The organism is Butyrivibrio sp., from assembly GCF_015056685.1.
Lineage (GTDB): Bacteria > Bacillota > Clostridia > Lachnospirales > Lachnospiraceae > Butyrivibrio.
In genome coordinates, this window is sequence record NZ_SVFW01000001.1 from 99,253 (window position 1) to 122,967 (window position 23,715).

At 39.7% G+C, this 23,715-nt stretch carries 22 protein-coding genes; all 22 read right to left on the reverse strand.

The annotated features are described in order from the left end of the window. Positions 1–9 precede the first annotated feature (9 nt). The 22 genes from secG to E7303_RS00530 all read right to left on the reverse strand — a co-directional run bounded on the left by secG (position 10) and on the right by E7303_RS00530 (position 23,711). Entirely contained in the window at positions 10–252 is a 243-nt protein-coding gene (gene secG / locus E7303_RS00425; protein ID WP_292143333.1) for a preprotein translocase subunit SecG, read from the reverse strand. 109 nt (positions 253–361) lie between these two features. Beyond that, positions 362–1,909, reverse strand: a complete 1,548-nt coding sequence (gene gpmI / locus E7303_RS00430) for a 2,3-bisphosphoglycerate-independent phosphoglycerate mutase (protein ID WP_292143334.1) — start codon at positions 1,907–1,909, stop codon at positions 362–364. A 100-nt stretch (positions 1,910–2,009) separates the two neighbouring features. Then, positions 2,010–2,915 (reverse strand): hypothetical protein, encoded by a 906-nt coding sequence (locus E7303_RS00435; protein ID WP_292143335.1) that lies wholly within the window; start codon positions 2,913–2,915, stop codon positions 2,010–2,012. Positions 2,916–2,938: 23 nt separating this feature from the next. After that, entirely contained in the window at positions 2,939–4,447 is a 1,509-nt protein-coding gene (locus E7303_RS00440; RefSeq protein WP_292143336.1) for a HAMP domain-containing sensor histidine kinase, read from the reverse strand. Further along, the gene (locus E7303_RS00445) at positions 4,434–5,111 is read right to left on the reverse strand and encodes a response regulator transcription factor (RefSeq protein WP_022773213.1); all 678 of its coding nucleotides are present in this window, start codon (positions 5,109–5,111) and stop codon (positions 4,434–4,436) included. The genes E7303_RS00440 and E7303_RS00445 overlap by 14 nt, the downstream gene beginning before the upstream one ends. A gap of 19 nt (positions 5,112–5,130) precedes the next feature. Continuing rightward, positions 5,131–5,730 (reverse strand): hypothetical protein, encoded by a 600-nt coding sequence (locus tag E7303_RS00450; RefSeq protein WP_292143337.1) that lies wholly within the window; start codon positions 5,728–5,730, stop codon positions 5,131–5,133. Next, entirely contained in the window at positions 5,720–7,897 is a 2,178-nt protein-coding gene (gene glgX, locus E7303_RS00455) for a glycogen debranching protein GlgX (protein ID WP_330601596.1), read from the reverse strand. Before glgX ends, E7303_RS00450 begins: the two co-directional genes overlap by 11 nt. 129 nt (positions 7,898–8,026) lie before the next feature. Then, entirely contained in the window at positions 8,027–9,439 is a 1,413-nt protein-coding gene (locus E7303_RS00460) for an oxaloacetate decarboxylase subunit alpha (protein ID WP_292143338.1), read from the reverse strand. A gap of 36 nt (positions 9,440–9,475) precedes the next feature. Further along, entirely contained in the window at positions 9,476–10,618 is a 1,143-nt protein-coding gene (locus E7303_RS00465; RefSeq protein ID WP_292143339.1) for a sodium ion-translocating decarboxylase subunit beta, read from the reverse strand. A 56-nt stretch (positions 10,619–10,674) separates the two neighbouring features. Then, positions 10,675–11,037: a biotin/lipoyl-containing protein gene (locus tag E7303_RS00470; protein WP_022773220.1), complete on the reverse strand. Its 363-nt coding sequence runs from the start codon at positions 11,035–11,037 to the stop codon at positions 10,675–10,677. A 12-nt stretch (positions 11,038–11,049) separates the two neighbouring features. Further along, positions 11,050–11,922 (reverse strand): OadG family transporter subunit, encoded by an 873-nt coding sequence (locus E7303_RS00475; protein ID WP_292143340.1) that lies wholly within the window; start codon positions 11,920–11,922, stop codon positions 11,050–11,052. Between the two features lie 17 nt (positions 11,923–11,939). Further along, entirely contained in the window at positions 11,940–13,370 is a 1,431-nt protein-coding gene (locus tag E7303_RS00480) for an acyl-CoA carboxylase subunit beta (RefSeq protein WP_022773223.1), read from the reverse strand. Between the two features lie 184 nt (positions 13,371–13,554). Then, positions 13,555–14,124, reverse strand: a complete 570-nt coding sequence (gene scpB / locus E7303_RS00485) for an SMC-Scp complex subunit ScpB (protein ID WP_022773224.1) — start codon at positions 14,122–14,124, stop codon at positions 13,555–13,557. Positions 14,125–14,128: 4 nt separating this feature from the next. Then, positions 14,129–14,878, reverse strand: coding sequence for a segregation and condensation protein A (locus tag E7303_RS00490; protein WP_292143341.1), 750 nt, complete (start codon positions 14,876–14,878; stop codon positions 14,129–14,131). Positions 14,879–14,913: 35 nt separating this feature from the next. Continuing rightward, positions 14,914–15,789 carry a metallophosphoesterase gene (locus E7303_RS00495; protein WP_292143342.1) on the reverse strand — a complete coding sequence of 292 codons (876 nt, stop codon included), beginning with the start codon at positions 15,787–15,789 and terminating at the stop codon, positions 14,914–14,916. Between the two features lie 133 nt (positions 15,790–15,922). After that, positions 15,923–16,099 carry a 30S ribosomal protein S21 gene (gene rpsU / locus E7303_RS00500; RefSeq protein ID WP_013280615.1) on the reverse strand — a complete coding sequence of 59 codons (177 nt, stop codon included), beginning with the start codon at positions 16,097–16,099 and terminating at the stop codon, positions 15,923–15,925. A 128-nt stretch (positions 16,100–16,227) separates the two neighbouring features. After that, the gene (gene alaS, locus E7303_RS00505; RefSeq protein WP_292143343.1) at positions 16,228–18,882 is read right to left on the reverse strand and encodes an alanine--tRNA ligase; all 2,655 of its coding nucleotides are present in this window, start codon (positions 18,880–18,882) and stop codon (positions 16,228–16,230) included. Between the two features lie 15 nt (positions 18,883–18,897). Beyond that, a complete protein-coding gene (locus tag E7303_RS00510; protein ID WP_292143344.1) occupies positions 18,898–20,307 on the reverse strand; it encodes a glycine--tRNA ligase in 1,410 nt (469 codons plus the stop codon). 42 nt (positions 20,308–20,349) lie between these two features. Further along, complete coding sequence (locus E7303_RS00515) at positions 20,350–20,955, reverse strand: hypothetical protein (protein ID WP_292143345.1); 606 nt, start codon at positions 20,953–20,955, stop codon at positions 20,350–20,352. 68 nt (positions 20,956–21,023) lie between these two features. Continuing rightward, a complete protein-coding gene (gene recO, locus E7303_RS00520; protein WP_292143346.1) occupies positions 21,024–21,671 on the reverse strand; it encodes a DNA repair protein RecO in 648 nt (215 codons plus the stop codon). Between the two features lie 8 nt (positions 21,672–21,679). Then, positions 21,680–22,702 carry a GTPase Era gene (era, locus tag E7303_RS00525; RefSeq protein ID WP_330601597.1) on the reverse strand — a complete coding sequence of 341 codons (1,023 nt, stop codon included), beginning with the start codon at positions 22,700–22,702 and terminating at the stop codon, positions 21,680–21,682. Further along, entirely contained in the window at positions 22,686–23,711 is a 1,026-nt protein-coding gene (locus E7303_RS00530) for a DUF4349 domain-containing protein (protein ID WP_292143347.1), read from the reverse strand. The genes era and E7303_RS00530 overlap by 17 nt, the downstream gene beginning before the upstream one ends. Positions 23,712–23,715 lie beyond the last annotated feature (4 nt).

A 23,715-nucleotide genomic window follows, 5' to 3' on the forward strand; every position in this document is an offset into this window, starting at 1 on the left:
ATAAAATTTTTAGAACATATTCATGTTGAGAATTACGCTAAATACGATAAACAAAACTGATAAAACAAATGTAGCTTTCTTAAGAACACCCTCTCTTGAACGGCCTTTGTTTTTGCTCCAGTATGTATTCTCTACTGTTCCCTGAATTGCTCCAAGTCCCTGATTCTTGCCTTCCTGTGCAAGTACAAGAACAACCAATGCGGCACATACTATAATAAATACTACTCCGAAAACATAATCTAAAGCACTCACGAAAAACTTCCCTCCCAGTACCTGTATAAAAATAGTCTTGCTAATTTTTTAAAGTCACAAGCACGTATTACTTTATCATATTTATGCAATATCGTCAAACAATACAGTCTTATTTCTTGATAAGAAGTGACTTTCCTGTCATCTCTTTTGGCTGTTCCTCGCCCATACACTCGATAAGTGTAGGAATGATATCTGCAAGGCATCCATTCTCTCTAAGAGTATAAGCCTCATCATAATTAACAAGGATAAATGGAACAGGATTTGTTGTATGAGCTGTCCAAGGCTCACCTGTTTCATAATCGATCATCATATCAGCGTTACCGTGGTCAGCGCAGATAAACATTGTTCCGTTTGTTGCCTTTATAGCATCAACAATCTTGCCAACACACTCATCAACTGTTTCAATAGCCTTTACAGCAGCTGGAATAACACCTGTATGTCCAACCATATCAGGGTTAGCAAAGTTAGCAATGATAACATCATATTTCTGAGAATTTATAGCATCAAGAATCTTCTCACAAACTTCAGGTGCACTCATCTGAGGCTTAAGGTCGTATGTAGGAACATCCTTAGGGCTGTTAACAAGTACTCTGTCCTCGCCCTCGTTTGGCTGTTCAACACCACCGTTAAAGAAGAATGTAACATGAGCATACTTCTCAGTCTCTGCGATACGTGCCTGCTTCATTCCCTTAGCAGCAAGCCACTCGCCAAATGTGTTGTTAAGAAGAACCTTCTTAAATGCAACTTCCTTATTAGGGATAAGAGGATCATAATCTGTGAAGCATACATATGTAACATCAAGACGCTTTCCTCTGTTAAACTTATCAAACTCATCATCGCAGAAGCAATGTGTGATCTCTCTTGCTCTGTCTGGACGGAAATTATAGAAAATAATAGAATCTCCATCCTTAACTGTTGCTACAGGAGCACCATTCTTCATGATAACTGTAGGGATAACAAACTCATCTGTCTTGCCATCCTTATATGACTGCTCCATGCACTCATGAGCACTGTTTGCCTTGTTGCCCTCGCCCTTTGTGATAGCGTTATAAGCAACCTCAACACGGTCATAGTTATTATCTCTGTCCATTGCATAGTAACGACCTGAGATAGAAGCAATCTGGCCAACACCAAGCTCTTTCATCTTGTTCTCAAGCTGTGCTACAAAATCAATTCCACTTTCAGGTGGAGTATCTCTACCATCAAGGAAGCAGTGAACAAATACCTTATCAAGTCCGTTCTTTTTTGCAAGCTCTAAAAGTCCATAGATATGTGTAATGTGGCTGTGTACACCACCATCAGAAACAAGACCGTACAGATGAAGAGCTGAATTTTTCTCTTTGCAGTTATTGATAGCTGCCAGGAGCCCTTCGTTTGTGAAGAAATCACCGTCTTCAATAGATTTTGTGATTCTTGTAAGTTCCTGGTAAACAATACGGCCGGCACCCATATTCATATGTCCAACCTCTGAGTTACCCATCTGTCCGTCAGGAAGACCTACAGCAAGACCTGAAGCATATCCCTTTACAAAAGGATAATCCTTCATAAGACCATCCATTACAGGAGTCTTAGCCATTGCAATAGCATTTCCTTCTGGATTATCATTAAGTCCGTATCCATCAAGGATCAAAAGAACTGTTGGTTTAGAACCTCTCATTATATATCCTCCATTTCACGTGTAATACGTTAAAAGCAATTAAAAAGCTTTGTAATTCCTTGCATAGTATATATCAATTGTTAGCATTTTGACAAGCCATTTACTTAAGGGCAACTTCCTGCTCAGTGCCATTCATGCTGACTATCATTCCAAGTGACTTGATAGATGTGGAATCATCTTCGCTTATCTGAGTAAGTATAACAAGGCTCTCATGGGCCTTTGACTCAATCTCACCAATATATGACGACAGATCATTAGGTAAAAAAGTAACAGCCGAATAGCCCAAATTCTTGCCATTTAAAAGTATCTGGAAAAGAAGCTTTTGATTTATCATATTGATCTTTTTGGTAGAACCTGATGCATTATAAAGGTCAAATCTCAAAACCAGAAGTTTTTTGCCCTTATCAGCATTTACAACATAGCTCTTTGAGCTTTCAGGATATGTACTTGAAACAGAATATCCCTGGTAAGAAAGGAATATGTCGCTTTCTATTTCCTGAGTCTGATCTGACGAAAGCACAATTGCATTGCTGCTTACTTCAGTTGGTTTTTCTTCCTCATCAGTTTCCTGGGCAGCTGTAGATGCAGTTGTAGCTGCAGCTCCCACTTCAGTATCTGTCTCAGATGAACCGATTGCTGACGCAATATCATCTGTTTTATCCGGTTCTTCAGGAAGCTCTTCGCTTGAATCTGTTGTTGGTACAACCTCTTCCACTCTGACAGTACTGGTCGGCTGAGTGGTTGTAGTCTGACTTTCCTGTTGTTTCTGTTCATCCTTAGCTGCTTTTCTTGCCTCTTTTTCGCGCTCTTTTTGAACTTCTTTCGCATCGACGTAGGTCAGTTTCTCTTTATCGTTATTTGAATACTTCATCAAAAGACCTACAGCAAATTCGACAGTCTGTTTATACTCATCTTCAGTAAGCTCCGGAAATTTTTCTCCGCAGCCTGAAAGTGATAAGACGATCATAACAGTAAGTGAAAGTAATACAGCTCTTTTAACCCTCATAAAAGTACCCTCATATCATTACTTTATTCTGTCTCTAGTTCAAAGTAAAACTCAACACCGTTGTCATAGTTGATCACGCCGTAAGCCTGATTCATACTCTCCATTATAGCCTTTACGATTGACAAGCCTACACCGCTTCCCCCGTACTCTCTGGTTCTGGCCTTATCAACCTTATAAAATTTCTCCCAAATATGTCCAATACTTTCCTTGGGAATAGGTTTTCCTGTGTTAAATACTGAAACTCTTGCATGATTATCAAGTTTGACCACTTTTATCTCTATGATCTTTTCGCCGTCAATGTGGTTAAGAGCGTTACTGTAATAATTCTGCAAGACCTCCTCTACCTTGAATTCATCACCCCAAACAAATATAGGCTCCTCAACATCAAATTGTATTGTAGCTTCTTTTTGCCTTGCCAGTAGCTCTGCAGATTTAATATAGTTACGGACCAATTCGACAATATCAAATCTGTCCATATTGGCTTTCTCATTACCAAATTCAAGCTGATTCAAGGTAAGAAGCTTTTTTACCATTATATTCATCTTGGACGCTTCGTCCATGATGACATCGCAATAAAAATCCCTGCTCTCAGGATCGTCATTTATTCCTTCCCTGAGTCCCTCTGCATAACCTTGTATCAGAGCAATTGGTGTCTTAAGCTCATGGGATACGTTAGAAAGAAATTCTTTTCTCATTTCATCAATTTCTTCCTTCTGAGCGATATCCTGTTTCAAGGTAATATTCGCATTTTTGAGCTCTTTGATAGTCTGCTCAAGAGTCTCAGAAAGTTCGTTCATGTTTTGCCCAAGAATATCAATCTCGTTGTTATAGTTCTCTGTATTTTCATACTTGGCTTCAAAGTTCAGGTTCTTCATCTTATCAGAAATAAGATAAAGACGCTTAATAGGATCGGTTATCTTTTTGGATATATAAAGAATAACCACAGAACCTACAACAATAGCAATAACACCTACATATGCCATGAAGGTGTTAGATATCGATACACTATCCTTGATACTTTCCATAGTGGAGCGAACAAGAATAAGGTTTCCTGCACCTACAACGCCCCACATTTCCAGATATTTTCGCCCGGTAGCGCGGTCTTTTTCAATCTGAAGAGTGTAGCCCTCTCCAATATCAATGATCTCCTTATCATTGTTATTATCTGAATCAAGGATATTGTCCCACAAGATCTTGGTCAGCTGCTCAGCATTATTGGCAGAAGATTTTATAGTTAAAGAATCAGCATCAAGAACTATCATCTCAATATTGTATCGCTCACAGATGTGGGTGATCTCAACATCGAATTCCTCTGAGGTAATGTCACCGTCGCTTATGGCCTGTGCAATGCTTCTATAAGCCTGAATGATCGCTTCTCTCTTGTTTTGAACATAAAACTGTTCCATGAAGAAAAGATTTATTACCAGGCAAAAACCAAACGCCATTATCAAAGTAAAAATAAATGCTGAACTGATTTCAAATCTTATGGAATGAGTTTTGGTTTTTTCTATAGGAGCATCAGTTTTCTTCAAATTTATACCCCATTCCCCAAATTGTCTTGATCATATCGCCCTTAGATCCCAGTTTGCCACGAAGCTTTTTAACATGGGTATCGATAGTACGGGCATCTCCAAAATAGTCATAATTCCAAACGTTGTTAAGGATCTTTTCTCTTGAAAGAGCAACTCCCTTATTTTCAAAGAAGAATGAAAGAAGCTCGAATTCCTTATAGCTAAGTTCAATCTCTTTTCCATCCACAAATACGCTATGTGCAACCTTGTTTACAACAATACCGCCAAGTTCCATGACCTGGTTATTTGCTGCCTGATTAGTTCTTCTAAGAATAGCTGAAACTCTTGCAGCAAGAATCTTTGGACTAAATGGTTTTGAGATATATTCATCTACTCCAAGTTCAAATCCGAGAAGCTCATCTCTTTCCTCAGATTTTGCTGTAAGCATAATGATCGGAACCTTGGAATTAGTTCTGATCTCTCTGCAGACTTCCCATCCGTCACGCTTTGGCATCATAACGTCCAAAATGATAAGAGCTATATCCTTATCCTCATAAAACATATCAAGTGCCTGCTGTCCATCGCCTGCTTCAAGAACTATATATCCATCTTTTATCAAAAAGTCTTTGACGAGTTTTCTCATTCTGCTCTCGTCATCAACAACAAGTATCTTAAGATCATCCATTAATTATGTCCTCCTAAAATCAGTAACTTACATCTCCCTCATCATACCCTTTAGAGTCAGCGATGCCAAGCCTTTTTTCTGCTTCACGCACAGCCTTTTCTCGCTCTTTTAGTTCTTCATCCCAAGCAGAGTAGCGGTTTGTGATATTTCTTTTGTAATTAATGATATTATCATTTTCGCTGGTAGAAGCAATTACAAACATTAAGATTACCACAATAATAAGCGCTACGTTAAGAACAATAGATAAAATTCTTCCAAAATGTACTTTTTCTCCTGATGGATTCTCCTTCTTTTTCGAGGAAAGCTTATCAAGAGAAGACTGCCTGGTCATAGGAATCTCCAGTGGTATAGGAATCAGGTCCTGCTCTTCAAAACCTTTTTCAAGAAGCTTTTCTCTAAGGTCAGTCAGATATCTCCATCCAAGAGGAGTTTTAAAAATTCTGTTTTGAATTGCCTTTTCATAAACTGCCAGCATATCATCAGGTCTGCTGACCTTAACCTTGGTCTCCAGAACTTTTATCTTTGAAAGATCAAGTGTGCCCTTTTCAGCATCTGTTTCTGTTAAAAACTCGTAGCCACCGACTATAAACTTGTCTTTATTTTCTTTATTAGACGCCATACTCCGCTCCAAAAGAAACAATAAATACGTTTACACTTCTGGCTTTCAATGTCCTGTTTCTCCAGGTAAGAGGCTTAGGTCTGTTATAAAAATGCTTGCCGCTCTCATCACCTGTATCAACGCAAAGTGACCAATACGCACCTTCCGGAGGATTCGGAAGCATGATCTGAATATCCTCCCAGTATGCATTGATCGCAACATAAACTATATCATCATGATTCTTTTTTTCAATAAATCCGGCGTATCTTACACAGATTACCCTCGAATCCTTTGTAATGTTCCCATTATCAGGATTTTCTGTATGAATACTAATATGAGGGTAGCCACAATGTGAAGGCAGTAAATCCTTTCTTATAGCCGGATGTTTTCTTCTAAACTGGATCATATTTCTATAGAAGTCAAAATAGTTTTTGTTCTTTTTTAAAAGATCCCAGTTAAGCCAAGATATCTCATTATCCTGGCAATAAGCATTATTATTGCCAAACTGAGTATTGCCAAATTCATCTCCCGCATAGATCATCGGAGTTCCACGGCTGCACATAAGAACCGTTATGGCATTTCTCATCATTTTGAACCTGAGGTCCAGGATATTTTTATCTGTGGTCTCTCCTTCAGCTCCGCAGTTCCAGCTTCTGTTATCATTGGCTCCATCTGTATTATTCCAGCCATTATCTTCATTGTGCTTACCATTGTAAGAATACAGGTCATAAAGAGTAAATCCGTCGTGACAGGTAATGAAGTTTACTGAAGAATCATATCCAAGGTATGAGCCGCCATACATGTCCATGGATCCTGTGATGCGCTTTACAGCTTCAGGAGCAGCCCATATATCGCCCTTTAGATAAGATCTTATATCATCTCGGTATTTTCCGTTCCACTCAGCCCATCTTTTCCATGCAGGGAAATTACCAACCTGATACATTCCGCCGGCATCCCATGCCTCAGCGATAAGCTTTACATTTCCAAGAATGGGGTCATAGGCAAGTCTCTGGATAAGAGGTGGTCTTTCCATTGGAGAACCATCCTGGTCTCTTCCAAGGATACTTGCAAGATCAAATCTGAATCCATCCACTCTGTATTCAATAGCCCAGTATCTAAGGCACTCTACTATCAGTTCCTGTACCATGGGATGATTACAGTTCATGGTATTTCCGCAACCACTGAAATTGTAATATTGTCCATAAGGTGTCAGCAGATAATAGATATTATTATCAAAGCCTTTAAATGATATAAATGGTCCGTTTTCATTACCTTCAGCTGTGTGATTGAACACAACATCAAGGATAACTTCAATTCCGTTATCCTTAAGAGCTTTTATCATGCGTTTTAATTCTACGCCCTCTTTATTGTACTCACTTTCAGAAGCATAGCTTGTATTGGGGGCAAAAAAACTGATGGTATTATATCCCCAGTAATCAAGGAGAGTCTTACCATTTACAATTCGTTTATCCCTTGTTTCATCAAATTCAAAAATAGGCATAAGCTCCACAGCCGAGATACCAAGCTTTCTAAGGTATTCAGCCTTTTCTTTTATGCCTTCGAATGTGCCTCTGCACTTTACACCTGATGAAGGATCCATGGTAAATCCACGAACATGCATCTCGTAAATAACGGTGTCATTCATAGGTGTACACAGACTGTTTGTATCATTCCATTCAAAATTATTTCTTACGATCCTGGCTCTGTAAGCGCCATCCTTATTGGGGCTCTGTCCCCATATTCTTTGGCCTGAAACCGCCTTTGCATAAGGATCCAAAAGAAGATGGTCTTTATTGAATAAAAGGCCTTTTTCCGGGTCCCAGGGACCATCAACGCTATAACAGTACTCTATATTCTCAATATCAAGGCCAAATACTATCATCGAATACACATTTCCTATCCTGTAGCTCTCAGGGAAAGGAATATGTGCAAAAGGAGTTGCCTCTCCTCGGTTATACAAAAGAAGTGTAATTGATGTTGCGCCCTTAGAATAAGCAGTAAAGTTTACACCATCTGCCAACATGGTCGCACCATTCATATTATAAAAGCCTGGTCTGATCCTGAATCCATTGCATTCATCTAAGGCCAGCATCTGTCGGTTGAGATCTGTTTTTCTAAGTTCTCTTACCTGACGCTCGCCTATTTCGACCGGTTTTCTATTTTGTCTATGACGTCTATACTCATTCATACTAATATTTTAACATATGCTTGTTCAAATGAATCATGTAAAAAAATTAAAAAAGATGGAATTTTGTATGTAAATATAACAAAATTCCATCTTTTATTATTCATTTATCCCGTTACAATATGTGATTGATCACACTGGGTATGCACCATTCTTTGTATCAGCAGCTGTAACATCAACTTTTTCCTGCTGTGCAAGACGATACTTGAAGAAGTCTGTAGCAACCTGTGGGAACAATGCATAAGAAAGAGTATCCTCATCCTGCTGTTTCCACTGTGCAACTTCTTTCTCAAACTTCTGAAGTCCTGGCTCGAGCTTATCTGCAGGTCTGCATGTGATAACCTCTCTGTCGCCAATGATCTTCTTCTGAACTTCTGGATTGAATGGCTTAATTGTCTTACCATACTCACCGGCAAGAAGGTCCTTAGTCTGGTCAGTAGCAACCTTGTATCTCTCACCCATAAGTACATTCATAACGGCCTGAGTACCAACGATCTGTGATGATGGTGTAACAAGAGGTGGCTCACCAAAGTCCTTACGAACACGTGGGATTTCCTCAAGAACTGTATCATACTTATCGCTTGCGTTCTGCTCTTTAAGCTGTGAAACCATGTTTGAAAGCATTCCACCAGGAACCTGATACATAAGAGTCTTGATATTAACACCAAGAACCTTAGGGTCCATAAGTCCGCTAGCAAGGCACTCTTCTCTGTATGGTCTGAAGTGATCTGCGATCTTAGCAAGAAGTTTCTGATCAAGACCAGTCTCGAAAGGTTGTCCCTTGAATGCTTCTACCATAACTTCTGTAGCTGGCTGTGATGTTCCAAGTGCAAATGGAGAAATAGCACAGTCAATAATATCAACACCTGCTTCAGCAGCCTTCATGTAAGTCATGCTGGCAACACCTGAAGTGTAATGTGTGTGAAGGTCAATAGGAAGTTTTGTAGCACTCTTAAGTGCCTTAACAAGCTTCTCTGCCTCGTAAGGAAGAAGAAGTCCTGCCATATCCTTGATACAGATAGAATCTGCACCCATTGACTCGATTTCCTTTGCAATGTTCATCCAGTACTCTTCTGTATAAGCATCACCAAGTGTGTAAGCAAGAGCTATCTGAGCATGACCGCCCTCTTTCTTACAAGCCTTAACTGAAGCCTCAAGGTTTCTAAGGTCATTAAGACAGTCAAAGATTCTGATGATATCAATACCGTTTGCAATAGACTTCTGTACGAAATACTCTACTACGTCATCTGGATAATGCTTGTAACCAAGGATATTCTGTCCTCTTAAAAGCATCTGAAGTTTTGTGTTCTTAAAGCCGTCACGGAGTTTTCTAAGTCTCTCCCATGGGTCTTCCTTAAGGAATCTCATGCAAGCGTCAAATGTAGCACCGCCCCAGCACTCTACTGCGTTATATCCAACCTTATCCATTGTATCAATGATAGGCAACATAACCTCTGTAGGCATTCTTGTTGCAATAAGTGACTGATGAGCATCACGCAGAACAGTCTCATTGATACGAACTGGTTTTCTCTCTAATTCTGCCATATCTATTACATCCTTTCTAAATTATAAAAAGTCTTTTTATACACCGAAGACAGCCATGAATGTTCCAGCAACAACGGCTGTACCAATAACACCGGCTACGTTAGGTCCCATAGCATGCATGAGCAGGAAGTTTGATGGATCATACTCTGCACCAACCTTCTGTGATACACGTGCAGCCATAGGAACAGCAGATACACCCGCTGAACCGATAAGAGGATTGATCTTGCCCTTTGTAATAAAGCAAAGGAGCTTTCCTAAAAGACATCCGGCTGCTGTACCAAATGCGAATGCTATAAGTCCAAGTACTACTATGATAAGAGTTGTTGTGTTAAGGAAGGCCTCAGCACTTGTTGTAGCACCTACTGATGTACCAAGAAGGATAACTACGATATACATAAGTGCATTAGAAGCTGTTTCCTGAAGCTGACGAACAACTCCTGACTCTCTAAAGAGATTTCCCAGCATCAACATACCAATAAGAGGTGCTGTTGTAGGAAGAATCATGCTTACTACGATAGTAACGATGATAGGGAAAAGAATCTTCTCAAGCTTAGATACTTCACGAAGCTGAGACATTCTGATCTTTCTCTCTTTATCTGTAGTAAGAGCCTTCATGATAGGTGGCTGGATCATAGGAACCAAAGCCATGTATGAATAAGCAGCAACGGCAATAGGTCCTAAGATTGAAGTCTGATGAAGCTTACTTGCAAGGAAGATTGAAGTAGGGCCATCTGCACCACCGATAATAGATACTGCTGCAGCCTGCTGATCATTAAAGCCAAAGAAAATAGCCATGAAATAAGCAGCGAAAATACCAAACTGAGCACCTGCTCCCATAAGGAAGCTGATAGGGTTTGCAATAAGTGGTCCAAAGTCTGTCATCGCTCCAACACCAAGGAATATCAGTGAAGGAAGAATTGCATATTCATCCAGGATATAGAAATAATGTAAAAGTCCGCCGGCTGCTCCGCCTACAGGCTCTGCCATAATATCCGGATAGATATTAACAAGAAGCATACCAAATGAAATTGGTACCAAAAGTAAAGGCTCAAATCCCTTAGCTATAGCAAGATACATAAACACAAGAGCAACAACTACCATGATATAGTTACCAGGAGTCATGGTTGTAAATGCAGTTTGCTGCCAGAGATTAGATAATGTATTAACAACGTAATCCATTTTTTATCCTCATTTCTGTTTTTATAAAACAACAATAATATTCTCTGACAATTTAATTAGTTAAGAGTTGCAAGAACAGTTCCAGCCTCAACAGAATCGCCAGCAGCAACATCAACACTTGCTACAGTTCCATCTGCAGGAGCAACCATAGGGATCTCCATCTTCATTGATTCGATAGTAACAACTGTGTCACCCTTCTTTACAGCCTGACCAACACTAGCATTGATCTTAAGTACTTTTCCTGCTGCACCAGCTTCAACCTTGATTGAACCTGCGCCAGCGCTTGCCTTCTTTGCAGGAGCTGCTGGAGCCTTAACTGCAGGAGCTGCAGCTGCTACAGGAGCTGCTCCTGAACCTGCGCCTTCTTCTACTGTTACATCATATACGTTTCCGTTAACGGTTATTGTATAGTTCTTCATTGTGTATACTCCTTATCTTTTCCAATTTTTATTTACTTTTCTGATTGATCTAACCTGGAAGCCATCTGTGCTTGCACTTCCTTCATAAGCTGCAATAGCAGCTGCTATAACTGCAACAAGCTCAGCATCACCAACAAGATCTTCTTTCTCTTCGATCTGGCTGATTGTGTTGTCCATTGCTTCTTTTGCAAGTTCTTTATCATTAACTTTCTTTTTCTTGTTTCCACCAATAAAGATAGGGAACAGAGATATAATAAGTGAAATGATAATAAGAACCGAGAAAGCCATTCCCATACCAAGAAGTGTATTAAGACCGGCATTCTCAAGTTTCTCAGCGCTTGACTTATTAACTGTGATACCCATATCAGTAGCCATTGTCTCATTGTTCATATATACCTGGAACAATGCGGAGTGCTTTGTGCCCTGAAGTGTAGCATCAATTACAAGCTGCTCATCATCGTTAGTGTAGTAATTAACATCTGAAATATAAAGCTCATCAGCAAGTGTTGCATCACTGGTATAACCGATCTCATCAAGGGCTTTATACCAGCTTGTGTAACCAGACTTTATAGCATTGTAAAAATCTTCATCAACGCCATCAAGTACAGTTCTCTCCATTCCGTTTGAAGTTTCAGTTCTAAACTTCATGGCAAGTGCAACATAAAGTTTTTCTTCGAAATTGTCAGGAGTAATTCCGTCCGCGTACCATGCTTCGAAATTCTGATCCTCTAAGTTATTCATGTAAGAAACAATAGAAGACTCGTTGAACATTTCAGCTGGGTACTTGCTGCTATCGATTGTCTTTGTCTTTGTTTCCTGTCCACAGGCACTCAGACTTAGGAAGCAGCTAAGAACAACTCCCAAAACCAAAAATTTACTCTTCATTTTGAGTGCTCCCTTCATTAAACTGTGCCGTGTTTCTTAGCAGGACGCTCATCTCTCTTTGTAAAAAGCATCTCGAATGCGCCAATAACATACTTTCTTGTATCAGCAGGCTCGATGATCTCATCAACATAGCCTCTTGCTGCAGCACTCTTAACATTGTTCTGAAGCTGTGCATAATCAGATGCAGCCTTTGCTACTGTCTCAGCATCTTTTCCATCGCACATGATCTTGGCAGCAAGATTTGCATCCATTGTACCGATCTGTGTATCAGGCCAGCTGATAGTTACATCTGCACCGATTGCCTTAGAGTTCATGATAACGTAAGCACTACCAAAAGCCTTACCAGTTACAAGGTTAACCTTAGGAACTGTAGCATTTGCAAGTGCATAAACAAGCTTTCCTGCAGCCTTAGCTACATGTCTCTCATCACACTTTGATGAGCCAAAGCCTGTTGCGTTTGTAAGTGTAAGAACAGGGATATCAAAAGCATCACAGAAATTAACAAAATCTGCAGCCTTCTCACAAGCATGTGCAGTAAGCTTGTCTTCAAACTTCTCTGCCTCTTTGCCGTTTTCATCAAAAATAGCTGTACGGTTACCAACAAGGCCTACTGTTGCGCCATTAAGTCTGATAAATCCAGTAACCATCTCTTTTGCATAATCTCTCTTTGTCTCAAAGAAAAGACCATTATCAGAAACCTGTGCAGCAACAAGTGCAGGATCTGCAGCTGCGCCGTCAAGGTTCTCGCATGCTCTGTTAAGATCATCAGTGCATTCCTGATATGAATCGCTGTCCTCATTGTTTGAAGGAAGGATTGAAACAAGCTCTCTGATCTGAGTATAGATAGATGCCTCATCTGTTACAACATCAACATTACCTACCTCTGAAGCCTGCCATTTAGCAGCTGATGTATCGCATTTCTCTTTGTAATTTCCTGCAAGTACGTTAGGAGAATTAACAAAAAGTTTTGCCTTATCAGCTTCCATGAATGTAAAGTCAGTGATCGAAGGAATAAGTGCAAGTCCTCCACCACATGTGCCGAAGATGGCTGTTATCTGTGGAACAACTCCGGAAGCCTCCACCTGCTTAAGATAAATTTCTCCAAATGCATTAAGTGCATCTGTTGCCTCCTGAAGACGAAGTCCTGCTGAATCGATAAGACCGATCACAGGTGAACCTGTCTTGATTGCCAGCTCATACAGGCGAACGATCTTCTTTGCATGCATTTCGCCAATAGAACCGCCAAGTACTGACGCATCCTGACTGTATACATATACAAGATTGCCGTCGATAACACCATATCCGGTAACTACTCCATCAGATGGTGTTTCTTCCTGTTTCAGATTGAAATCTGTGTTTCTGGCTGTCACAAGGCCGCCAATTTCAACGAAACTGTTTTCGTCGAGCAAAGCATTTATTCTTTGACTCGCTTGTGAAGAACTACTCATGTGTTTAACCTCCAATAAATTTTATGTGAATGTGTGCAACTATGTTATTTGATTATTGTGCATTTTTTCACAATCTCAAATCGCATAAACCCGCAACTTAAGTCAGAGTATAGTATATCATAAAAAAAGCCAAAAAAAAGAGAAAATACATAAAAATTCAGTATTTTCCCTATCTTTTAATAAATTAGATATCCAATTTTACATTTACTTCCTCTTCAGCCTGTGCCTTGAACTCTTCAACCTGCACAGGGCCTATTGTTGGAAGCTCTTCAAGGCTCCTTACTCCAAAGCTCCTTAAGAACTCTTCTGTTGTTCCAAAAAGCAGTGGTCTTCCGGGAGCATCCAGTCTGCCAAGCTCCTGAACAAGTCCAAACTCCACAAGCCTGTTAACTGCGTGATCACTGTTTACTCCTCTTATTTTTTCCACTTCAAGCCTTGTGATTGGCTGCTTGTACGCGATTATGGAAAGTGTTTCCATTAGAGAGTCAGTCAGAACCGCCTTTTTAGGAGTTTTCGCAATCTTTACCAAATATTCATACATTTCTTTTTTGGTACAAAGCTGAACAGCGTTCTCAAGTTCTATGATACCTATACCGCTGTCCTTTTTCTCATATTTCTCTTTTAAATACTCAATATATTTCTTTATCTCTTTTGATTCAGTCTCCATTGCCTTGGCCAGAGCGCTTATCTCAACTGAATCACCCATGGTAAAAAGAATAGCCTCTACTATTCCTGCGCCTTCTTCTTTTGTCATAATATCAGCTTGCCTTTCTGGAAGTAATTATTATATCTGCAAAGGTTCCGTCCTGCTGTATCTCTATTTCTCCAAGCTTCATTTCCTCAAGCACTATAAGGAACGTAACAATAACCTCTGTCTTACTGTGTTGTTTTTCCAAGAGCTGTCTAAAGCTAAAACTCTTATGCTCTCTAATATATGCCTTGATATAAAGCGTCTTGGCATCCATATCCACAGTTTCTTTCTCAATATTTCCAAACTTACTACGGATTGGATCCACCTTATCTTCCTGCCTTTTTAAAAGTTCCTGGAAGATCTCGTTGAGCTTTGTGAGAGTCGCATCACCAATAAGATCGCTAAAATCTATTGGCGCCTCGTATTCTTTTACCTCTTTGGGAATATCCTTATGTCTGAACCAGGACAAGCCCGCATCCATCTGCCTGTCTTTAAGTTCATAGGCCATATATTTGTACATTTTATACTCAAGAAGCTTTTCAACAAGTTCAGCTCTTGGATCCTCTTCCTCTCCGTCCTCGTTGACTTCTTTAGGAAGAAGCATTTTGCACTTGATATCAATAAGAGTTGCAGCCATTACCAGGAACTCGCTGGTAACTTCCATATCCTCTTTTTGCATGGCATTGATGTATTCCATGTACTGTTCCGTAATGGTCACAATAGGAATATCATAGATATCTATCTGGTTTTTATCTATCAGGTGCATCAAAAGGTCCATTGGCCCCTCAAAGACCTGAAGCTTAATCTCTAGTGACATAAAATCTCCTCACAAAACAATTCATACCAAATATCTCAAATCCCGCCTTTTATATTCACTACGCAAACTTCCCCGGGATTAAAAAATCTCACATGTATAGTATGAGTTCCAAGTCCTCTGCCAAGGATCATTGTCTTATCACCTTTTCTATACAAACCTCCATCATACTTTGGAAAAAGAGCTATCGACGGAGAAATTACACCGCCAAGAATAGGAAGTCTCACAATGCCGCCATGAACATGTCCTGACACGGTAAGATCAGCTCCCCACGAAGCATAATTTTCAAAATACTGAGGATTATGGGCGATTAAAAGTCTGAACTCCCCTTTTTCTTTGTCATTAATATTGCCGACAAGTCTTCCCATCAGTGAAGGATCCATTTTTCTTTTCACTACTTTTCTAAAGTAATCAAGATTCAGGTCAAGACCTGTGATCCTTATGTTTTTATCTTCAATCAAAACAGAGTCATTCTCCAAAAAGACAACTCCCTCTTTTTTCAGTCTGCTCTTATACCTATCATAGAAATTACCGAATTCTTTCGTGAAGGCCTTCACCTTGTACTCATGATTACCATTTCCATAATAGACCTTATATTTGCCGGAAAGATTCTTGATAAGATCAAATCCAGGCTCGAATTTAATCTTTCCGTCTTTGGCATGGGCTGTAAACATATCTCCGCCGCAAATTATAGCATCAGGATTTATCTCATCTATAGCAGCTATAAGCTTTTCATTATTTTGGCCCAAAACATAACCATGAAGGTCTGAAAGAAAAACAAACTTAAAGTTGCCTTTTACTTTGTCAGAGCTTACCTCGTAATTCCTCACAACAAAACTATGTGTATCATGATAAATAATCAGAACGCATATTATGATCAGCACGATAAGTGCAATTACTAAATATATAGCCATACTCTTTTTTCTTTCTAAGCATAAATGACATACGACGATTATTTTATCATAGATAAAACCCCAAGGTCAAAAAACATATTATCCTTGTGCAGCAAAAAAGCCTTTGGCATAAACCAAAGGCTTTTTATTAGATTTAGTTATATTTGCGCTTTCTTGCTGCTTCAGACTTTTTCTTGCGTCTAACGCTAGGCTTCTCGTAGTGTTCTCTCTTACGGATCTCCTGCTGGATACCAGCCTTTGCGCAACTTCTCTTAAAACGACGCAGTGCGCTATCCAAAGTCTCGTTTTCTTTTACTACTACAGTTGACATCTCTACTCTTACCCTCCCTTCAGTCCCTTCAAGTACATGACTGATTGGGTTATTTATTATGCTTATTCTGAGCATGATAGCTCACATAACATTATCAATTATATCACAAAAAGTATATGCGTCAAGAATTATTTTATCTGATTTGCAAGAACTTTTTCTGCCTCTGCAAGAGCATCATTAATTCCGGCAGGATTCTTACCACCAGCCTGAGCCATGTTAGGACGACCGCCACCGCCGCCTCCTACTATTGGCGCAATTGCTTTGATAAGGTTACCTGCATGAGCTCCCTTTGCAAGAGCTTCATCTGTAGCCATTGTAATAAGGTTAACCTTACCATCAGTTTCAGAAATAAGAACTACAACGCCTTCGCCAAGCTTTGTCTTCATCTGATCTCCAAGATCACGGAGACCGTTCATGTCTACGCCCTTAACAGATGTAGCAAGGAGCTTAACTCCTGCAACTTCCTTAACCTGATCTGTAACATCGCCAAGTGCAGCCTGTGCCTCTTTGCTCTTAAGTGACTCATTCTCACTTCTAAGTGCCTTAAGCTCATCCTGAAGCTTCTTGATATGCTCAACGAGATCAGAAGCGTTTGCCTTAACAAGTTTAGCTGATGCATTAAGTGTCTGCTCTACATTCAGATAGTAATCTCTTGCGTTGCTTCCAGTAAGCGCTTCTATACGACGAACGCCTGCTGCAACACCGCTCTCTGCTACGATCTTAAAGAGACCGATATGGCTTGTATTAGATACATGTGTACCACCACAGAGCTCAATAGAGAAGTCTCCCATATTTACAACTCTTACTGTATCGCCATACTTCTCGCCAAACAGAGCCATAGCTCCTGTCTTCTTGGCTTCTTCCAAAGTCATTTCCTTTGTAACAACAGGAAGTGCTTCCAAAATCTTGGCATTAACTATATCTTCAACTTTCTTGATCTCTTCAGCAGTCATAGCCTGATGATAGCTAAAGTCAAATCTTGTCTTGTCAGGATCCTGATAAGAACCGGCCTGCTCAACGCCATCGCCCAGAACTTCCTGAAGAGCTTTCTGAAGAAGGTGTGTAGCTGAATGGTTTCTGCATGTTTTAGCTCTGTTCTCAGCGTCAACATCCAAAGTTACCTTGTCAGATACCTTAAAACTTCCCTTTACAACAGTTCCAACATGAGCTGTTCTTCCACCGGCAACTTTAACAGTTTCTGATACTTTGAACTTAGCTCCATCTTTTCCTGTTATCTCACCGATATCTCCAACCTGGCCACCCATTGTGCCATAGAAGGATGTCTTATCAGTAATGATTGTTCCCTGCTGTCCCTCTGAAAGGCTGTCTGTAAGTGCCTCTGCGCCTGCCATAGCAACAACGCTGCCTTCGCATGAAAGAGAATCATATCCTACAAATTCACACTTAATATCCTCTGCAAGTTCATCGAATAAGCCTGCGCCTGTTGTAAGATTTGCAGCGAAATTCTGATTGTCTCTGGCTTTCTGTTTCTGCTCTTCCATTGCAACGGCAAAGCCCTTCTCATCAACAGTAAAGCCCTCTTCCTCTGCAAGCTCTACAGTAAGCTCTACAGGGAATCCAAATGTATCATAAAGGAAGAATGCATCTTTTCCTTCGATTGCTTTCTTTCCTTCAGAAGTTGTCTTATCAAGGATCTTCTTGAACTCTTTCATACCATTTTCAAGAGTAGACTCAAAACGGTCGATCTCTCTTCCAAGTTCCTGAAGAACAAAGCTACGGTTCTTAACAAGATTCTCATAGCTCTCAGAATACTCATCAAGATAAATTGAAGCTACTCCAAGAATATGTTCTTTCTTAAGTCCAAGAGCTCTTGCATGTCTGACTGCACGACGGATAAGTCTTCTAAGTATATATCCGGCGCCTGTGTTAGAAGGTAAAAGCTTAGCTTCATCACCAATGAGCATAACAGATGTACGTGTATGATCAGCGAAAATTCTCATTGATCTTGTGCTCTTCTCATCAGTGTCATATTTAATTCCGCTCTCTTTTTCTATGTAAGAAATTACAGGAGCATGAAGATCGATCTTATAAACGTCATCAGTACCGTTAAGGAAAGCAAGAATACGCTCAAGTCCCCAACCTGTATCAACGTTCTTCTGAGCAAGTGGTGTAAGATGTCCGTCATGGTGCTTCTCATACTGCATGAAAACATCATTACCGATCTCAGTATACTTGCCACAGTGACATCCAGGACCGCAGTTAGGGCCGCAATCAGGAATATCCTTCACATAGAACATCTCACTGTCAGGACCGCATGGACCATATTCAAGTCCCCACCAGTTGTCTTCAGCAGGAAGATAATAAATGTTCTCAGGCTTGAAACCTGACTCAATACGGTATTTAGCACCTTCTTCATCTCTTGGTGCATTCTCATCACCTGCAAATACAGTAGCTGCAAGATGATCAGCGTCAAAGCCAAAGAGCTCAGTAAGGAGTTCAAAACTCCACTGGCAACGCTCTTTTTTGAAATAGTCTCCAAGAGACCAGCTTCCCATCATTTCAAAGAATGTTCCATGGCTCTTATCACCAACAGAATCAATATCGTTAGTACGAACACATCCCTGAACATTGCAAAGTCTTGTTCCAAGAGGATGCTTTTTACCTAAAAGATAAGGCATAAGTGGCTGCATTCCTGCAACGTTGAACATAACACCTGTTGAACCGTCAGAAACAAGAGATACAGCACCACAGTCAACGTGGCCTCTTTTAATATAAAAATCTTTCCAAGCTTTTCTAAGCTCGTTAGCAGTATATTGCTTCATAATCAAACAAACTCCTTAAAATGTAAACTTATCAGCGAAGTAAGCATCAAGCTCATCGATAGCGATACGCTCCTGCTCCATGCTGTCTCTAAATCTAACTGTAACCTTGTGATCCTCTTCTGAATCAAAATCGTATGTGATGCAGAATGGTGTTCCGATCTCATCCTGACGACGATATCTCTTACCGATGTTTCCACGATCATCAAACTCGCAGTTATATTTCTTTGAAAGCTGAGCATAAATCTTCTCAGCACCTTCATTGAGTTTCTTTGAAAGAGGAAGAACACCGATCTTAACAGGTGCAATTGCTGGATGGAAGTGAAGAACTGTACGCATATCTGGCTTCTCTTCTGTTCCAATATTCTCTTCATCATATGCTTCGCAAAGGAATGCAAGTGTTACTCTATCAGCTCCAAGAGAAGGCTCAACTACATATGGGATGTACTTCTCATTAGTCTCATCATCGAAGTATTCCATAGGCTCACCAGATGTCTCCTGATGTCTTGTAAGGTCGTAATCTGTTCTTGAAGCAATGCCCCAAAGCTCACCCCAATCTGTGAATGGGAATGCATACTCAATATCAGTTGTGTGATCACTATAGAATGAAAGTTCCTCAGGATCATGATCACGAAGTCTGAGGTGCTCTTTGTCGATACCAAGAGAAAGAAGCCATTCATAACATGTCTTTCTCCAATACTCAAACCATTCTGTCTGTGTACCAGGCTTGCAGAAGAACTCAAGCTCCATCTGCTCAAACTCTCTTGTTCTGAAAGTGAAGTTACCAGGTGTGATCTCATTTCTGAAACTCTTACCGATCTGGCAAATACCAAAAGGCACTTTTTTACGTGAAGAACGCTGAACATTCTTGAAGTTTACGAAAATACCCTGTGCTGTCTCAGGACGAAGATAAACTGTATCCTTAGCATCTTCTGTTACACCCTGGAATGTCTTGAACATAAGGTTGAACTCTCTGATGCTTGTAAAGTTATGCTTGCCACATGTTGGACATGGAACGCTGTGCTCTTTGATGAAGTTTTCCATTTCTTCATGGCTCCAGCCATCAACTGAAGATTCAAGAGTAATTCCATTCTCAGAAGCAAAATCTTCTATGATCTTGTCTGCTCTGAATCTCTCATGGCATTCCTTACAATCCATAAGAGGATCAGAAAAGCCTCCTAAATGACCTGATGCAATCCATGTCTTAGGATTCATTAAGATCGCACAATCAACGCCGACGTTGTAAGGGTTCTCCTGTACAAACTTCTGCCACCATGCCTTTTTTACGTTATTCTTAAGCTCAACACCAAGGTTACCGTAATCCCAGGTATTGGCAAGACCTCCATAAATCTCAGAACCAGGGTAAACAAATCCTCTTCCCTTGGCCAGTGCTATGATCTTTTCCATTGATTTTGCTTTTGCTTCCATGTTCCTCCAATCAATCACAAGCAAGTGATTTTAATAAAAAAATTATTTTGAAAGAATGAGCTGTATTTCTTCACTTGTTGATGAAGACAAAACAGCTTCTTTTTTTCCTTTTAAAGAAACTCCGTTTGAAGAATATACTATATTGTAAGGTGTAATAAATACCGATCTGTCTTTAGTAATAATAATATGATTGTCCTTATTATCTTCTAAAGCATCTGAGTTTATCTTAAGGCCATTTTCATCAATAAGATCTGATGATATAGAATAACCTCTGTCAAGCGCATCCTGTACAGTTCCATAATAAAGAACTGTGTTGTTAAACTCGGCATAATCTGTCGGTGTTGCAAATTTTAAGACCATTTTAACAGCATTTCCATCAGATATCTTATCAACTGCATCCAATGTGATCTTTTCAGTAAGTCTTTCTGCGTTAAAAGAAGAAATCTCATTCTCTGTCATCTGAGTCAGTTCAGTGACATCATAATACTCTTCTGAAAAGTCTTCATAAATTGTATTGGTGATCTTCCCATTTTTATCTAGTGCTACAGTTGTAAGCTGTCCTTCATTACTTCCACATCCAAACAGACATGACAGCAACATGAACGCGCTGATAACTCCGACAAATCTTTTCATAATAAACCCGTTCATAGATTTTTCCTCAAAACAAACAAAGTAATTATATCCAAATAGTTTTTCTTTTTCAATAGAACATATTGTTATATCATATTAAGCATTTCAAGACTCTTAAGTGGTCTGTCTATACTATCTCCTATATAGCGGCTCGATATTTTTTCAAGTTCTGAAAGAACTTCATCCGTAACCGTGAAAGTATAAAGCTTTTCAAGATTACTTGTCGCAATATAATTCATTGCATACCTGGTGGAATCAAGAAGATTCATATTCTCCGGAATTCCCGGATATTCTCCCTGAGTTTTTAATGTTCTAAGTTCAAACACACATCTTACAAGCTTGTTGGGAATATTATTTTTCAAAAGAGCTTTCAGTGAAACATACAATAGATTAAGGAGTTCTTTATCCTCGTTATTTTCTCTCGTATAAAAACTGACAATTTCCAAAAAATAAGAGCCATAACAGGCACTTTCAAAATTCTGTCTGAATCCCTCGAAGTAGTTTTCTATATTTGCTTCAACAATAGTATAGGAATTTCTTCCTTCATACAGCTTAAATGTACCAAAACTAAATGGCTCAACGTTACCGGAAAGCCTGTTTCCAGGCTTTCTGGCATTTCTGGCAAAAGCTGTTATCTTACCTCTTTCAGCTGTAAAAATAGTTGCCACAAGGTCGTAATCGCCTACAGGTGAATGCTTTATTATAATTCCACGTACATAGACAAGTTCTTCCATAAAAATCCTTACTTTTTAAAGCTATTCACATCATATCCAAAACTCTTCATCTGAGTCTTGTCATCTCTCCAGTCTTTTCTGACTTTAACCCATATCTGAAGATTAACCTGACACTGCAAGAGATCCTCAATATCTTTTCTGGCTGCAGTCCCAATTTTTTTGAGCATTGCTCCGCCTTTACCTATAACAATTCCTTTATGAGAATCCTTTTCGCAAATAATGGTCGCATCTATATCCATCATTCCGCTCGATGAATCAATAGCTGCATCCTTAAGCATTGCATCAAGGTCTAAAGCTGCCTGTTTTGGAGGATGATAATGCCTTTTTTTCTTACTCTTTTCCTCTACAGCCTTTTTCTCACGCATCTTCATGCTTTCAATAGTAACTGCTATTCCATGAGGAACCTCATCCTTTAAAAGTCTAAGAGCCTTTTCTCTGATTATTTCAGCTACAATATCTCGTTCAGGCTGATCTGTAATTGTATCCTCGTCATAAAATGGAGGTCCCACAGGTAAGAATTCCTTGATGACATCCATCACACCGTCAATATTCTGTCCCTTAAGGGCTGCTACATGAACTATCTTAGAAAAAGACATTTCTTTCTTATAGGCATTTTCAAAAAGCTCAAGCTTTTCAGCCGGAACAGTATCTATCTTATTTATTACAAGGATCACAGGCTTTTTTAATGTCTTTAATTCTTCAATAATTGATCTCTCTACTTCACCGATATAAGTGCTGGGCTCTACAAGCCAAAGTACCATATCTACTTCTTCTATGGCACTTTTGGCAACCTTTGACATATATTCGCCAAGAGCATTCTTGGTTTCATTGATGCCCGGCGTATCAAGAAATATCATCTGTGCATCATCATCTGTATAAACAGTCATGATCCTGTTTCTTGTGGTCTGTGGCTTATTGGAAGTTATAGCAATTTTTTGTCCAATAAGATGGTTCATAAGTGTAGATTTACCCACATTTGGGCGACCAATTAAAGTTATAAAGCCTGTTTTAAAACTATTGTTTATTTCCATTATCATTTCCTTGTGTATTTACCTGGCCTGCCGATGGTTGAGCCTGTGGCTGGACCTGTCCCTGAGCCTGCATATATGCTCTCATTTTCATTTCGCGCTTCTTTTTTCTGGAAGAAGCATATACTCTGCAACCAAATATGGCTGCCAAGCATAGGAGCAAAAGAATTATTATCTGAGGGATATGTATCACTATCCATATAAAGAGCTCAACAAGCGCATTGATCACTTCTTTAAAGTTGTATACAAATCCTTCAGCAATTCTCTCGATCACGCCTTTTTTCTCAGCCGGCGTATACTGCTCAACTTCTGAGACATCCATATAAACTGTGCTGTAATCGACCTTGTTGTCATAGGTTCGTAGCTGTGATTCAATGCTTTCAAGCTCATACCTTACATCAGAAAGTCTTTCCTCAACCTTTATAATGTCTTCAACTGTCTCAGCCTTTTCAAGTATCTCTAAAAGTCTTTGCTCCTCTGTCTTTAATGCTTTCTTCTTGCTTTCTATATCAACATACTGAAGTGTGACATCATCAACACTAACTGACTTGTTAGTAATGTTGGTTCCCTCTTCAACAGATTCTATAAAAAGATCAAGCTTATCAGCAGGAATTCTGATGGTGTAGCTGGCACTTCTGCTTTCTTTATATGAGGAATAAGTGCTTCCGTTATAGATGCTGCTGTTCTCAATGTAACCACCAAGCTCCTTGGTCTTGTTCTCAACCTGTGCCATTGTCTTATCAAGATCTTCTGTTTCAGTGCTTAAGTTTACGGTTGTAATGAGCTTTCTGTCTGACTTTTCCGGAACCTGAGCAGATTCACCCGGAGCCTCAGCAGCATCTGCATCCATGGTCTCATAAGCGTTGTAGCCCTTAGCGTCATACGCAGACTCGGCTACAGATTCCTCTGCATAGTTAGAGCCTGTATATCCGCTGTTTCCGCATGCGCAAAGACCTATTGTTGCTCCAATTGTAACCCCTAACAATAAAGCTTTAATGCTACCCTTTTTCATAACA